Raw genomic sequence first — 12,853 nt, forward strand, 5'->3', positions numbered from 1 at the left:
GATACCGGGGCGACCTACGGCTGCGTGGTATCGCGCCAAATCCGCAGGATGCGGAACCCCTGGGAGCTGTGTGCCCGGGTGACTTGGAAACCTGGTCCAAATTCCCCGGCCATCCATTTTTGCAGCGAATCCGACCCAAGGTTGCGTTGTACGACCAGCCAGGCCGTGCCGCCGGCCGCAAGGCGGTTAATCCACAGCTTCAGCAGCGAGTGAAGTTCTGCTTTGCCTACCCGGATCGGGGGATTGGACCAGATCGTGTCGAAGCGAAGTTCCGGGTCGATGTCCTCCGGCTTTGCGACCGTTACATTGGTAAGTTCCAGTGCCGCGGCATTATCCCGGGTTAGGCCCAGGGACCGCTCGTTAACGTCCACTGCGTACACGCGTGAGTCTGGAGAATTCAAACCCATGGTGAGCGCGATCGGCCCCCAACCACATCCGATGTCCAGCAGGTTGCCGGAAGGAGGAGGGGCTGGTACGGAGTTGAGCAGGACAGCAGTTCCTTGATCGATTCGGCCGGGACTAAAAATTCCACCCGCGGTGTTCAAGTCCCTGCTGGCACCGGCGAGAACCACCCGCAGCGGCCGGCGCGACTCCTCACCAGAAGGCTGTGCGCTGAAGTAATGATCAGACCCCATAGTCGCAAACACTATCCGCAGAACTGCCGCCGCGGTATTTATGCCGGCCTTACTTATCCACCGACTCCAAAAGCTGCTACTGGCGCGAGGGTCTTGGGGATTAGAATAAGGGTAGAAAGTTTCGAAGGAGAACATGACCACTAATCGCCCTCATCCGCAAACACCCGATCCGGACCTGAGCCGGGAAGAGATCCAAGCGGTAATCGACCGCATCCTGTCCAAGGATGCCGGCCCGGCTTCGACGGAAAACAACACCGCGGCCACCGGAAAGCAGCAGACCACATCGCGGGATGGTTATCAGGCGCAGGCGATAGCTGACCAGAGCCAGGAGCATGGCGATTTCGACGGCGATCAGCAGGAACTGGCCGAGCGCCGTGCCTTGCGCCGGGTCGCCGGACTATCAACTGAACTCGAAGACGTTACCGAAGTCGAATACCGGCAACTGCGGCTTGAAAAAGTCGTCCTGGCGGGACTTTGGACGGAGGGCACGCTCCAAGGAGCGGAAAACTCTCTGCGTGAACTTTCGTCCTTGGCGGCGACCGCTGGTTCCGAGGTGATGGATGGACTCATCCAGCGCAGGCTGAAGCCGGATCCGGGCACCTTCCTTGGTTCAGGCAAAGCCCAGGAGCTCAAGGACATCGTTGTGGCCACGGAAGCGGACACTGTCATCGTCGACAGTGAGCTCGCTCCGTCGCAGCGGCGCGGTCTGGAGGACATCGTCAAGGTCAAGGTCATTGACCGGACTGCCCTCATTCTCGATATTTTCGCCCAGCACGCGAAGTCGCGCGAGGGCAAGGCGCAGGTGGAGCTCGCCCAGCTTGAATATCTGTTGCCACGGTTGCGCGGCTGGGGCGAATCGCTGTCGCGGCAGGCCGGTGGACGTGTCGGTGTCGCAGGCGGGGGTATCGGGTCGAGGGGACCAGGCGAGACAAAGATTGAGCTGGACCGCCGCAGAATCAGGACCCGGATGGCGCGCCTTCGCCGGGAGATCGCTGCCATGAAGCCGGCCAGGGATACGAAGCGAGCCAACCGCCGTCGTCATTCGGTTCCGTCAGTGGCCATCGCCGGATACACCAACGCGGGAAAATCGTCATTGTTGAACAGGCTGACGGATGCCGGTGCCCTGGTGGAGAACGCTCTTTTTGCGACTCTGGACCCCACTGTTCGCAAGGCCGAAACCGCGGACGGAATCGGCTACACGCTTTCAGACACCGTAGGATTTGTCCGTTCCCTGCCCACCCAGCTGATCGAAGCATTCCGGTCAACGCTGGAGGAGGTGGCTGATGCGGATTTGATCCTGCATGTGGTGGATGTATCGCATCCGGATCCGGAAGGGCAGATAGCCGCTGTCCGTGAGGTTCTGGCCGAGGTTGAGGCACGCAGGATTCCGGAAATCATTGTGTTGAACAAGGCCGACGCTGCTGATCCTATCGTGGTCGACCGGTTGCGCCGGCGTGAACCGAACCATGTCGTCGTTTCCGCGCGCACCGGAGAAGGCATCCAGAACCTGCTGCTGGCCATCAGCGATGGAATTCCCCGTCCCTCTGTGAAGCTGGAACTGATGATTCCATACCAGCGTGGCGACTTGGTGAACCGGCTGCATGAGCAGGATTCCGAAATCCTGGCGACAGAGCACATGGAGGAAGGAACCCGCCTCGAGGTTCTGGTGCGGGAGGCCCTGGCGGCAGAGCTGGAGCCGTTCGTCACGCATGGCTGAAACAGAGGAAGCCGCGCATAAATCCATTCAGCTTCTCGACACAGCGGTCTCCGCTATGGGTGGGCAGAACCGGACCGGTCAACATGAAATGGCCAGCCAGGTGGCAGAAGCGATCGATAGTGGAAGACATCTGCTGGTCCAGGCCGGAACCGGCACCGGCAAATCCCTCGCCTACCTGGTGCCGCTGATTGCCCACGCCATACACAGCGACAAACCTGCAGTCGTCTCGACGGCGACGCTTGCGCTGCAGGCTCAAATCGTGGGGAGAGACCTCCCCCGGCTGCTCGAAGCGATCACACCGCAGCTCGAGCGGGAAGTCGACGTCGCCTTGGTCAAAGGACGAGGTAACTATGTCTGCAAGCACAAGCTCGAGGGCGGATTTCCTTCAGAAGACGCACCGGAAGCGGCACTGTTCCAACTGGGTGAAGACGCCAGCGCACCGCATCCACCTGCCGGCGGCGTCAATGGTGATACACAGACAGGACCGACATCGGCGCTTGGCCGCGAAGTCGTCAGACTTCGCGAGTGGGCGGAGGAAACCGAAACCGGTGACCGCGACGATCTGACACCCGGTGTCAGCGACAGGGCATGGAAGCAAGTATCTGTCAGTGCGCTGGAGTGTCTGGGAGCGAATAAGTGCCCACTGGCGGATATTTGTTTCAGCGAACTGGCCCGTGCCCGGGGGGCCGAGGCCGACATCGTTATCACCAACCATGCCATGCTTGCCATTAGTGCATTCGAAGGGTTGGCAGTCCTGCCTGAATACGACGTCGTGGTTATCGACGAGGCCCATGAACTGCAGGACCGCGTCACCGGCGCCGTATCTGGTGAGATCTCTGTGGCAATGATCCATGCAGCCGCTTCCAGCGCCCGTAAGCACACGGCGGTCAGTGGCGAGGCATTGAATTCGGCCGCAGCGAACCTCGAGGGTGCCACCCTGGGGACGCCAACAGGTCTAATGCCGGGCGGACTCAACGAGGAGCAAGCCGCAGCATTGAACCAGGTGCGGGAGGCGGCCCGTACTGCTTTGTCGGATTCGAAGTCAGATAGTTCGAATGCCGCCGACGGTGGACGTCAAATGGCCCGATCGAGGCTGCTGGTGATTCTCGAACTGTGTGAGCGGATGGTTGCCTCCCGGGAATCGGGAGAGGTTATCTGGGCTTCGAGGCCAAACGCGTTCCCGGCACAAGCTCCAAGTATCGCTGACGAATCACAGCCGGTAACTTTGCACGTAGCTCCACTGTCAGTCGCCGGCCGGCTGAGGGAAGGACTGTTCGAGGACCATACGGTAATCCTGACGTCGGCCACACTTGCCATCGGCTCAGCCTTTGAACCGGTGGCTGGGTCCCTGGGATTGCTCGGTGACGGCGCTCCCTCGTGGACCGGGATCGACGTCGGCAGTCCCTTCGATTATCCGAAGCAGGGGATGCTCTACGTCGCAGCCCATCTGCCGAAACCCGAACGTGGGTCTTCAGGCGAACAACTCGATGAACTCGAGGCGCTTTTGAAAGCCTCCAATGGCGGCACTTTAGGGCTGTTTTCATCCCGCCGTGCGGCCGAAGAGGCCGCCGAAGCGATGCGGGACCGGCTCGACTTGGAAATACTCTGCCAAGGCGAATCGTCCATGTCTTCGTTGGTGCGCCAGTTTGGTGAGCAACCGGACAGTTGTCTGTTTGGCACAATGTCGCTGTGGCAAGGCGTCGACGTGCCAGGGAATTCCTGTCGCCTCGTGGTGATTGACCGGATACCGTTTCCCCGTCCGGACGACCCAATGATGACCGCCCGGTCACGCGCTGCTGCCCGTGCCGGAGGGAATGGATTCATGAGCGTCTCGGCAACCCACGCTGCCATTCGGCTGGCGCAAGGGGCAGGACGTCTCATCCGGTCGAGTACCGACCGCGGTGTGGTGGCGGTACTGGATTCGCGTCTGGCCACTGCCCGGTATGGTGGTTTTCTACGGGCAGCACTGCCACCGTTCTGGGCGACCACTGACCGCGGGACGGTATTGTCCGCGCTCGACCGCCTTGCCAGGATCGACGCTTGACCACTACGCGATGGAGTCCAGGGGGTACTGTCCCGCTGGACTCCGCGACTCAGGTGCGCTGCTAGACGCTGCGCAGCACGGATACGACCTTGCCCATGACTGTGGCATGGTCGCCGAGGATCGGTTCATACCGCGTGTTCTGGGGCAGGAGCCAAGTATGTCCGTCGCGTTGGCGGAAGGTTTTAACCGTGGCCTCGTCATCGAGTAGCGCAGCGACAAAATCGCCGTTTTCAGCAGTGTTCTGACGACGAACCACGACCCAGTCCCCGTCGCAGATTGCAGCATCGATCATTGAATCGCCTGAGACGCGAAGCATAAACAGTTCACCCTGACCGACCAATTGACGGGGGAGGGGCATGACATCTTCCACAGCCTGATCGGCAAGGATCGGCCCGCCGGCGGCGATGCGGCCGACCAGTGGAACCATTGCCGTATCGGTGGAGGTCGTGAACTCTGAAATAGACGTGCCCTGGGAATTCCGGGGACGTGATGGTGTACCGGCACCTTTAACGGCCAAGGCCTCTTCCCCCAAAGTCAAGGGAATGAGAACCTCCATGGCGCGCGGCCGCTTTGGATCACGGCGGATGTATCCCAGCCGTTCGAGCTGGGACAACTGGTGGGTCACGCTGGAAAGGCTCGCGAGGCCTACAGTGTCACCGATTTCGCGCATGGAAGGCGGATAGCCCTTGGAACTTACCGAACGCTGAACCGTTTCCAGGATCTTCTTCTGCCTAACGGTGAGCCCCTTGGTCGGCCGGTGCTTGACCACTTTGGTGCGCACGGGCTTCTCCGATGCCCCAGAGCCTTCCGCTCCTTGTTCCACCATCGTTCCGGTCCTTTCATCGAACAATCCGACCACTGCCAACCGCCCATGCGGTCCTATTTTCCTGTCGCCGACGAAAACTGTCGGTGGTGGCTGATGCACTGTTTTCAGCGATCAACTCTGGTGTCAACGCTAAGCCAGCCGATCGGGAATTTCAAACATTTGTTCTAGCGAGTCTCGACATTGTTCGTCGATACGTGCTAAAACAAGAAGAAGATAACTCGAACGCACGTTCGAGTTTGAGTAAACGCTAGGAAGGTTGGAAATCATGTCAGCTCAAGTTGCAGCCGGATGTTCCCCGTTACGGTTGACCAGGCGCGGCCGCCTGTTGTTCCTCGGGCTTCCACTGATGCTGTTGGCCGCATTGCTGGTGACAACGCTTGGACTATTCAATTCACCGGCCACGGCAAGTACAGAGGGTTCGTTGAGTGCGACATCCAATGTCAGTTACACGGTCAGGCCGGGTGACACGGTATGGAAGGTCGCTGAAGTGATAGCGGACGGCCGTGATACCCGGGATGTGGTTCAATCCATCATGGCCGTGAATGATCTCGAGACTTCCGTCATCCAGGTCGGTCAGCAGCTCTTCTTGCCCACCGTGGATTAGGAGAACGCCGGTTCCGCGGTACTGGCCGCAACAGTCCACGGTGTGCGTTATCACTATTACGCCACTGAATTGTCACCGGCTGCGGTCACGAGCATAAGCTGACAGGGTGAATGAACAGCTCCACCGCCTCAGTAAGCTGCCGTTGCGGGAAGACTTGCAGGGTTTGAAGCCATACGGCGCTCCGCAGATTGACGTTCCCATCATGTTGAACGTCAACGAAAACACGCACGAGGTGCCGCCAGCGGTTCACCAAGCCATAGTGAATGCGGTGTCCGAGGCTGTGAGCGGGATCAACCGCTATCCAGACCGGGAATTCACGGCGTTGCGCCGATCATTGGCAGCATATTTGGGCCATGGATTATCGGAAGAGAATCTGTGGGCAGCAAACGGTTCCAACGAAGTGCTTCAGCAGATTCTCCAGGCCTTCGGCGGTCCTGGCCGTACATTGATGAGCTTCCCTCCTACTTACTCCATGTATCCACTCCTTGCCAGTGCTACCGGGACCCAGTACATTGCAGGCGAGCGAACCAGCGACTTTTCCCTGACGGCGGAGAGTGCAGCAAAACAGGTGCTGGAGACCCGGCCCAACATCGTCATTCTCTGCTCACCGAATAATCCGACCGGCACCGCTCTGGCCCCCGACGTAGTTGAGGCAGTCTACGAAGCCGGCAACGCGGCCAATTCGATCGTCATTGTCGATGAAGCCTATGAAGAATTCGCTCATACTGGCACGCCGAGTGCGCTGGCACTGCTTCCGGGACGTGAACGGCTAATCGTGTCGCGCACCATGAGCAAAGCTTTTGCCCTCGCCGGAGCCAGGCTCGGTTACTTGGCTGCAGCGCCGGAAATTTCGGATGCCCTGCGGCTGGTGCGTCTCCCGTACCACCTCTCTGCCATAACCCAGGCGACAGCTCTGGCCGCGCTGGCCAACGCGCCGTCGTTGTTGGCAAATGTTGAGGACATCAAGCTCCAGCGGGACCGGATCGTCGAGGAACTGGAGCACATGGGACTGGCGCCAGCCCCATCGGATTCGAATTTCGTGTTCTTCGGCGGGATAGAGAATCCGTCCCGAGTCTGGCAGGGCCTGTTGGACGATGGTGTCCTTATCCGCGATGTGGGCATTCCGGGTTATCTCAGGGTTAGTGCCGGAACTGAAGCGGAAACCACACGGTTCCTTGAATCACTCCGGAAGCTTCTGTAGCCAACCGCTCTTAGACTGTTAGGGGCGGGATCCGGGAATTGTCCGAATTGGAACCAGGCCAACCAGCATCGACCCTGCTGTCGAAATGAAGATCAAATGAAGGAACGACCAGATGAGTTCAGAGCCAACAGCCGGCGCCAAACGAACGGCACGCCTCGAACGGAAAACCAGCGAGTCGTCGGTCGTGGTGGAGCTGGACCTTGATGGAACAGGCTCGTCGCGGATCGAGACTACGGTGCCGTTCTACGACCACATGCTTACTGCGCTGGCGAAACACTCCCTGATGGACCTCGTGGTTGAAGCGCATGGAGATACGCACATCGATGTCCACCATACTGTGGAGGACGTGGCGATCACTATTGGCGAAGCGCTGCATCAGGCGCTCGGGAACAAACGCGGCATCCGGCGGTTCGGGGAAGCCACCGTTCCCCTCGACGAAGCGTTGGCACACGCCGTCGTCGACGTCTCCGGTAGACCATACCTGGTTCATTCAGGAGAGCCGGCCGGCCAGGAGTACCATCTCATCGGTGGGCATTTCACTGGTTCGCTGACACGTCACATATTTGAGGCCATGACCCTGCACGCCAGAATCTGCCTGCATATGAATGTCACAGCTGGCCGCGATCCACACCACATTGTTGAATCCCAGTTCAAAGCGTTCGCGCGTGCACTGCGGGCAGCCGTGGAGCCGGATCCGCGTGTTGAAGGAGTCCCATCGACAAAGGGCAGTCTGTGAGCGCGTCGCCGAACGAGAGCCTGCCCAGCGTCGTCGTTCTGGACTATGGATCGGGCAATGTGCACTCAGCGGTGCGCGCTCTTGAACGGGCCGGTGCGAATGTCAGTCTTACGGCCGATCCGGTCAAAGTTCTCGAGGCCGACGGGCTCGTGGTGCCCGGTGTCGGGGCCTTCGCCACAGTAATGAAGGAATTGAAGGCCGTTGATGGACCCCGTCTGATTGGACGCAGGGTCGCTGGCGGCCGTCCAGTTCTCGGCATTTGCGTTGGATTGCAGATCTTGTTCGATGAAAGTGCCGAGCATGAGAGCCGCGAGCCGGGTATGGGGGAGTGGCCGGGAGTCGTTGAACGGCTTCCAGCCGACGTCGTTCCGCACATGGGGTGGAACACGGTCCAAGTGCCGGGCGGAACGCGATTGTTCGCAGGCATCGAAGATGAGCGCTTCTACTTCGTCCATTCCTATGCCGTTCAGAAGTGGGAATTCGACGTTAACCAACCACGGATGAAGGCTCCGATGGTCACCTGGGCTGAACACGGTGCGCCGTTTATCGCCGCCGTCGAGAACGGTCCGCTGTCAGCCACGCAGTTCCATCCGGAAAAATCTGGTGACGCGGGATCAGCACTGCTGCGTAACTGGATCAAGTCACTCTAGGAGGGAACGATCATATGTGGACAGTGGCGCTGATGGGTCTGGCCGGGCTGCTCGCCGGAGGTGCCATATCGTTCCGCCGCCAGGAGCGGCCAACGGCCCTGGTCGTCAGCTTCTGGGTTCTTGCCGGTATGGCTGTTGCTGCGGGCTGGCTCCTGACGCTTCCCGGTTGAGCAACACCTGGCCCGCGGTATTTTCCTCCAGCAACGAAAGTTGAGCATGAATAGTATGAACAACGTCAATCAATCACCAGTCTTGGAACTGTTGCCGGCGGTCGACGTCGCCGACGGTCAGGCCGTGCGGCTGGTCCAAGGCGAAGCGGGCAGCGAAACCAGTTACGGATCGCCGCTGGATGCCGCCCTGGCTTGGCAGAATGACGGAGCAGAATGGGTCCATCTTGTGGATCTTGACGCTGCCTTCGGTCGCGGATCCAATCTGGACCTCCTCAGCAGCGTCGTCGGCCAGCTGGACATCAAAGTTGAACTGTCCGGAGGAATCCGCGATGACGATTCACTCGAGGCGGCGCTCAAGCTAGGGGCACGCCGGGTCAACCTCGGTACTGCGGCGCTTGAAAATCCGGAGTGGACTGCCCGGGTAATAGACAAGCACGGTGACGCGATCGCTGTGGGACTGGACGTGCGGGGAACAACGCTTGCTGCAAGGGGCTGGACCAGGGAAGGTGGCGATCTTTGGGAAGTGCTCCAGCGCCTGGACACGGCCGGATGCTCGCGCTATGTCGTCACGGATGTAACGAAGGACGGTACGCTTCGCGGCCCAAACGTTGAATTACTGCGCGAAGTGCTTACCAGGACCGACAAGCCCGTCGTCGCCTCCGGTGGCATTGCCACACTCGACGACATAGCTTCCCTGCGGGAACTCGTCTCCGAAGGCCTTGAAGGAGCCATCGTGGGCAAAGCGTTGTACTCGGGCGCCTTCACCCTCCCACAGGCCCTCGATATCGCTGGCCGGCCAGGCCAGCAGCAGGCCCGCTGAGTGCCGGAAGGAAAACTGCCTCCACATATTGCCGAAGCATTGGCCGGCGCCGGGGGCATGACCGATTCCGCTAACCGCCAGTGGTCTGGCAGGGACTTGGGCCCGGAGGGTGAAACAGTACATCAGTATGGGAACGACGACGGTAAGACGGCTGAGAGCTACCGCAGAGCCCTGGATGAACTCAATTCGGGGACGGGAACCGAAGCCGGCGTCGTTGCAACCTTGGCTGGCGTACGGGTTTTTGTCCCGATAGTCGCCGAGGTAACTGTCACTGGCAATGCCTCGAGTGGCCTGGTAACGGACAAAGAATCAGACATGGCGATGGTCAGCCTGAAAGCTCCTGACGGACGTAAGGCGCTTCCGGTATTCAGCAGCGTGGAATTCCTGCGGGCCTGGCATCCCGAAGCGCGGCCGGTTGCCGTTTCCACACCGCGGGCAGCATTGTCCGCTGCCGCCGAGGATGCACAGTTATTGGTGATCGATCCTGGGGCTCCGCAGACGTTCGTCGTCCGCCGGCCGGCCGCCTGGTCCTTGGCACAGCAGAAGGCATGGACGCCGTCGTATGTCGATGACGAGGTTCGTCAGGCTGTGGCGTCGGCTGCCGAGGGAATTCCGGCGGTTCATTCGGTGCAGGTCCAGCCCGGATCGGGTGTGGCATCGCTGCTGTCCGACGGGCGGCGCGTCGACGGTGGTGGGCCGGGACCTGAATTGCGCCTCATCGTCGGACTTGTCCCGGGCTTGGATGAGGCCAACGTAAAGGCGGTCGTCGGGGAATTACAGAACCGCCTTGCCGCCAACCGGGAATTCGTCGACCGGGTGGATTCGCTGGAGGTTAAGCTGGCCAGCGCGGAATAACCAGTAAGCCGTCTGCCAGCCGGGACCTGTCAGTTGACGGGACCGGTCCACTTTTCGCCCGGGCCTTGACCCGGAGCGTCCGGATGACTGGACTCCTCGCGGAACGCCAGTTGGAGGGAGCGTAATCCATCCCTTAAGGGGCCGGCGTGCTGGCTGCCAATCTCAGGGGCGGCTGCGGTGACGAAGCCGGCCAGAGCCGTGATCAGCTTGCGGGCCTCGTCCAGATCCTTCAGTTCCGCGGCATCCTCGCTGGCAGCAAGACCGCATTTAATGGCGGCGGCGCTCATCAGGTGGACAGCTGCGGTGTTGATGACCTCGACCGCAGGCACTTCAGCAATGTCGCGTATTTCCTGCTGAGCCGCCGGGTCTTCATAAACGTTATGCGTGTCTCCGCCGGCCGGCTGATTACTGTCTGGAGTGCTCATAATGGTAAGCTTGTCACAGACCTACTGAATGTCGGTACTTCCGTGTGCTAAATCTCTGCGATGGGAAATGGACCAGGAAGATCGGTTGTTCAGTGTGCAAGCGGAGTCCTCTCCCACCTGAGTCACCAGCACCGCCGGTATTGCCGACGATGACGGGTGTCCGGGTTTTGGTCGGCGTACCGGAGTGCCGCAGGCAGCGGCATTGCGACCTACGAGCTTACGCTTCCGGCGTGTGGCAGTCCGACCCTAACTTGAGGCCTTCGATTGCACCAGCAATTGGAGGCCTTCTTCATGTGCTGGTGGTGACCGTTACCAGAACAACAGGAGCTACACATTAGCGAGCCACGAATCAATGATCGGATCCGCGTCCCGGAGGTGCGGCTGGTAGGACCGGCAGGCGAACAAGTCGGCATCGTACGTATCGAAGATGCACTGCGCCTGGCAAGTGAGTCAGACCTTGATCTCGTTGAAGTTGCGCCGATGGCCAAGCCACCGGTGGCTAAACTCATGGATTTTGGCAAGTACAAATATGAAGCTGCGGTCAAAGCCCGTGAGGCACGCAAGAACCAGACGAACACCGTCTTGAAGGAAGTGCGCTTCCGGCTCAAGATTGACACGCACGATTATGAGACGAAGACCGGCCACGCCCGCCGGTTCCTTTCGGCGGGGGACAAGGTCAAGGCCATGATCCAGTTCCGTGGCCGTGAACAGCAACGCCCGGAGATGGGAATCCGCCTGCTCCAGAAGTTCGCTGAAGACGTTTCAGACGTTGGCAGTGTCGAATCGAATCCGAGGATCGATGGCCGCAATATGGTAATGGTCATTGGCCCAGTGAAGAACAAGGCGGAGGCCAAAGCCGAGGCGCGCCGGGCCACCCAGAAGTCTGAAGCCAAGGCACAGAAGGAATCCAAGCGTGTCGACGTCTCCAAGGGCGAGGCCCCCATGACGCAGACCTTGGGGGACACCATGCCGGAAGGTCTTAAGGCGATGGGATCCGAGGCTGAACGGACTGCACCCGACGAAGCTGAGGCGCAGCCGAAAGCACCGGAGACGAAATCGACAGCTAAAGCCGAGCCAAAACCGGCCGAAGCTAAAGCCGAGCCGAAACCGGCCGAAGCTAAAGCCGAGCCAAAACCGGCCGAAGCTGAACCGGCGGCTCCGAAACCGGCCGAAGCTGAGCAGTCAACTCCGAAACCTGCCGCTGAACCGGCGGCTCCGAAACCTGCCGGTAAGCCGGCAGCGCCGAAACCCGTTGGCAAACCGGCAGCGCCGAAGCCACGGGCCAGTTCCACCAGTAAGCCTGCTGGCAAGACGCCGTCGAGCCAGAGTAAGTCGGACGCTGACAAGTAGGCCGCGTGCCTGCTTGAGCCGTTCCGGCCAGTCCAAAAACCGTCAATGGTTCCACCGGACCATTGCAAGAGCCGAGGGCACAGCCCGAGGAGATATGTAAGGAGATCGGTAGCCATGCCGAAGATGAAGACACACAGTGGCGCTAAAAAGCGCTTCAAGCTGACCGGCTCAGGCAAGCTCAAGCGCCAGCAGGCGAACCGCCGCCACTACCTGGAGCACAAGTCCTCGACGCTGACCCGCCGTCTGGCCAGCGACAAGATCGTCTCCCCGGCTGATGCCAAGAACATCAAGAAGATGCTGGGTAAATAACCCACATCCGTCAACGGCTGGACCTTCCGGTCCGCAGCCACTTATTTACCAGCTTTCCTGACTGTTCCGCAGTGTTCGGTTAAGGGATATGAAATTTGAAGGAGTACGCACGTGGCACGTGTGAAGAGGGCGGTCAACGCCCATAAGAAGCGCCGGGTAATTCTCGAGCGCGCAAGCGGATACCGCGGTCAGCGTTCGCGCCTGTACCGCAAGGCCAAAGAACAGGTCATCCACTCGTTCGTATACAACTACAACGACCGCCGCAAGCGCAAGGGTGACTTCCGCCGACTGTGGATCCAGCGCATCAATGCCGCAGCGCGCGCCAATGGTATGACCTATAACCGGTTTATCCAGGGTTTGAAGGCCGCCGAAATCGAGGTCGACCGCCGCATGCTGGCTGAGTTGGCCATCAGCGACGCCACCGCATTCACCGCGCTGGTCAAGCTGGCCAAGGACAACCTGCCTGAGGACACCTCCGCGCCTGTCGCCGCCGGTTTCCGCTAAACGCTCC

15 protein-coding genes are annotated in these 12,853 nt (G+C 60.1%); 12 read left to right on the forward strand and 3 right to left on the reverse strand.

Translation table 11 applies throughout. The features are described 5' to 3' along the window. Window positions 1-14: 14 nt before the first annotated feature. A complete protein-coding gene (locus tag ACX80B_RS17115; RefSeq protein WP_459298382.1) occupies window positions 15-635 on the reverse strand; it encodes a class I SAM-dependent methyltransferase in 621 nt (206 codons plus the stop codon). Between the two features lie 133 nt (window positions 636-768). On the opposite strand from ACX80B_RS17115, the gene hflX reads away from it, so the two are divergent. Beyond that, window positions 769-2,352, forward strand: a complete 1,584-nt coding sequence (gene hflX / locus ACX80B_RS17120; protein WP_459298384.1) for a GTPase HflX — start codon at window positions 769-771, stop codon at window positions 2,350-2,352. Then, a complete protein-coding gene (locus ACX80B_RS17125; RefSeq protein WP_459298386.1) occupies window positions 2,345-4,396 on the forward strand; it encodes an ATP-dependent DNA helicase in 2,052 nt (683 codons plus the stop codon). Before hflX ends, ACX80B_RS17125 begins: the two co-directional genes overlap by 8 nt. Window positions 4,397-4,457: 61 nt before the next feature. On the opposite strand, the gene lexA is transcribed toward ACX80B_RS17125, so the two are convergent. Further along, complete coding sequence (gene lexA, locus ACX80B_RS17130) at window positions 4,458-5,222, reverse strand: transcriptional repressor LexA (protein ID WP_459298388.1); 765 nt, start codon at window positions 5,220-5,222, stop codon at window positions 4,458-4,460. 265 nt (window positions 5,223-5,487) lie between these two features. On the opposite strand from lexA, the gene ACX80B_RS17135 reads away from it, so the two are divergent. The 7 genes from ACX80B_RS17135 to ACX80B_RS17165 all read left to right on the forward strand — a co-directional run bounded on the left by ACX80B_RS17135 (window position 5,488) and on the right by ACX80B_RS17165 (window position 10,258). Further along, on the forward strand, window positions 5,488-5,826 hold the full coding sequence (locus tag ACX80B_RS17135; protein ID WP_459298390.1) for a LysM peptidoglycan-binding domain-containing protein: 339 nt from the start codon (window positions 5,488-5,490) through the stop codon (window positions 5,824-5,826). A gap of 106 nt (window positions 5,827-5,932) precedes the next feature. Continuing rightward, on the forward strand, window positions 5,933-7,027 hold the full coding sequence (locus ACX80B_RS17140) for a histidinol-phosphate transaminase (protein WP_459298392.1): 1,095 nt from the start codon (window positions 5,933-5,935) through the stop codon (window positions 7,025-7,027). 112 nt (window positions 7,028-7,139) lie between these two features. Next, window positions 7,140-7,763 (forward strand): imidazoleglycerol-phosphate dehydratase HisB, encoded by a 624-nt coding sequence (gene hisB, locus ACX80B_RS17145; protein ID WP_459298394.1) that lies wholly within the window; start codon window positions 7,140-7,142, stop codon window positions 7,761-7,763. Further along, entirely contained in the window at window positions 7,760-8,413 is a 654-nt protein-coding gene (gene hisH, locus ACX80B_RS17150) for an imidazole glycerol phosphate synthase subunit HisH (protein ID WP_459298396.1), read from the forward strand. The genes hisB and hisH overlap by 4 nt, the downstream gene beginning before the upstream one ends. Window positions 8,414-8,427: 14 nt before the next feature. Then, window positions 8,428-8,583: a hypothetical protein gene (locus ACX80B_RS17155; RefSeq protein WP_459298398.1), complete on the forward strand. Its 156-nt coding sequence runs from the start codon at window positions 8,428-8,430 to the stop codon at window positions 8,581-8,583. Window positions 8,584-8,638: 55 nt separating this feature from the next. Beyond that, on the forward strand, window positions 8,639-9,403 hold the full coding sequence (gene priA, locus ACX80B_RS17160) for a bifunctional 1-(5-phosphoribosyl)-5-((5-phosphoribosylamino)methylideneamino)imidazole-4-carboxamide isomerase/phosphoribosylanthranilate isomerase PriA (protein WP_459298400.1): 765 nt from the start codon (window positions 8,639-8,641) through the stop codon (window positions 9,401-9,403). Then, window positions 9,404-10,258: an SseB family protein gene (locus ACX80B_RS17165; protein WP_459298402.1), complete on the forward strand. Its 855-nt coding sequence runs from the start codon at window positions 9,404-9,406 to the stop codon at window positions 10,256-10,258. Between the two features lie 29 nt (window positions 10,259-10,287). On the opposite strand, the gene ACX80B_RS17170 is transcribed toward ACX80B_RS17165, so the two are convergent. Continuing rightward, window positions 10,288-10,683, reverse strand: a complete 396-nt coding sequence (locus ACX80B_RS17170; RefSeq protein WP_459298404.1) for a DUF1844 domain-containing protein — start codon at window positions 10,681-10,683, stop codon at window positions 10,288-10,290. Window positions 10,684-11,058: 375 nt separating this feature from the next. On the opposite strand from ACX80B_RS17170, the gene infC reads away from it, so the two are divergent. The 3 genes from infC (at window position 11,059) to rplT (ending at window position 12,846) form a co-directional block, all read left to right on the forward strand. After that, window positions 11,059-12,033, forward strand: a complete 975-nt coding sequence (gene infC / locus ACX80B_RS17175; protein WP_459298406.1) for a translation initiation factor IF-3 — start codon at window positions 11,059-11,061, stop codon at window positions 12,031-12,033. Between the two features lie 114 nt (window positions 12,034-12,147). Then, window positions 12,148-12,342: a 50S ribosomal protein L35 gene (gene rpmI / locus ACX80B_RS17180; RefSeq protein WP_026535736.1), complete on the forward strand. Its 195-nt coding sequence runs from the start codon at window positions 12,148-12,150 to the stop codon at window positions 12,340-12,342. A gap of 111 nt (window positions 12,343-12,453) precedes the next feature. Then, window positions 12,454-12,846 carry a 50S ribosomal protein L20 gene (gene rplT / locus ACX80B_RS17185; protein ID WP_459298409.1) on the forward strand — a complete coding sequence of 131 codons (393 nt, stop codon included), beginning with the start codon at window positions 12,454-12,456 and terminating at the stop codon, window positions 12,844-12,846. Window positions 12,847-12,853 lie beyond the last annotated feature (7 nt).

The sequence above is a fragment of the Arthrobacter monumenti genome, from assembly GCF_054511255.1.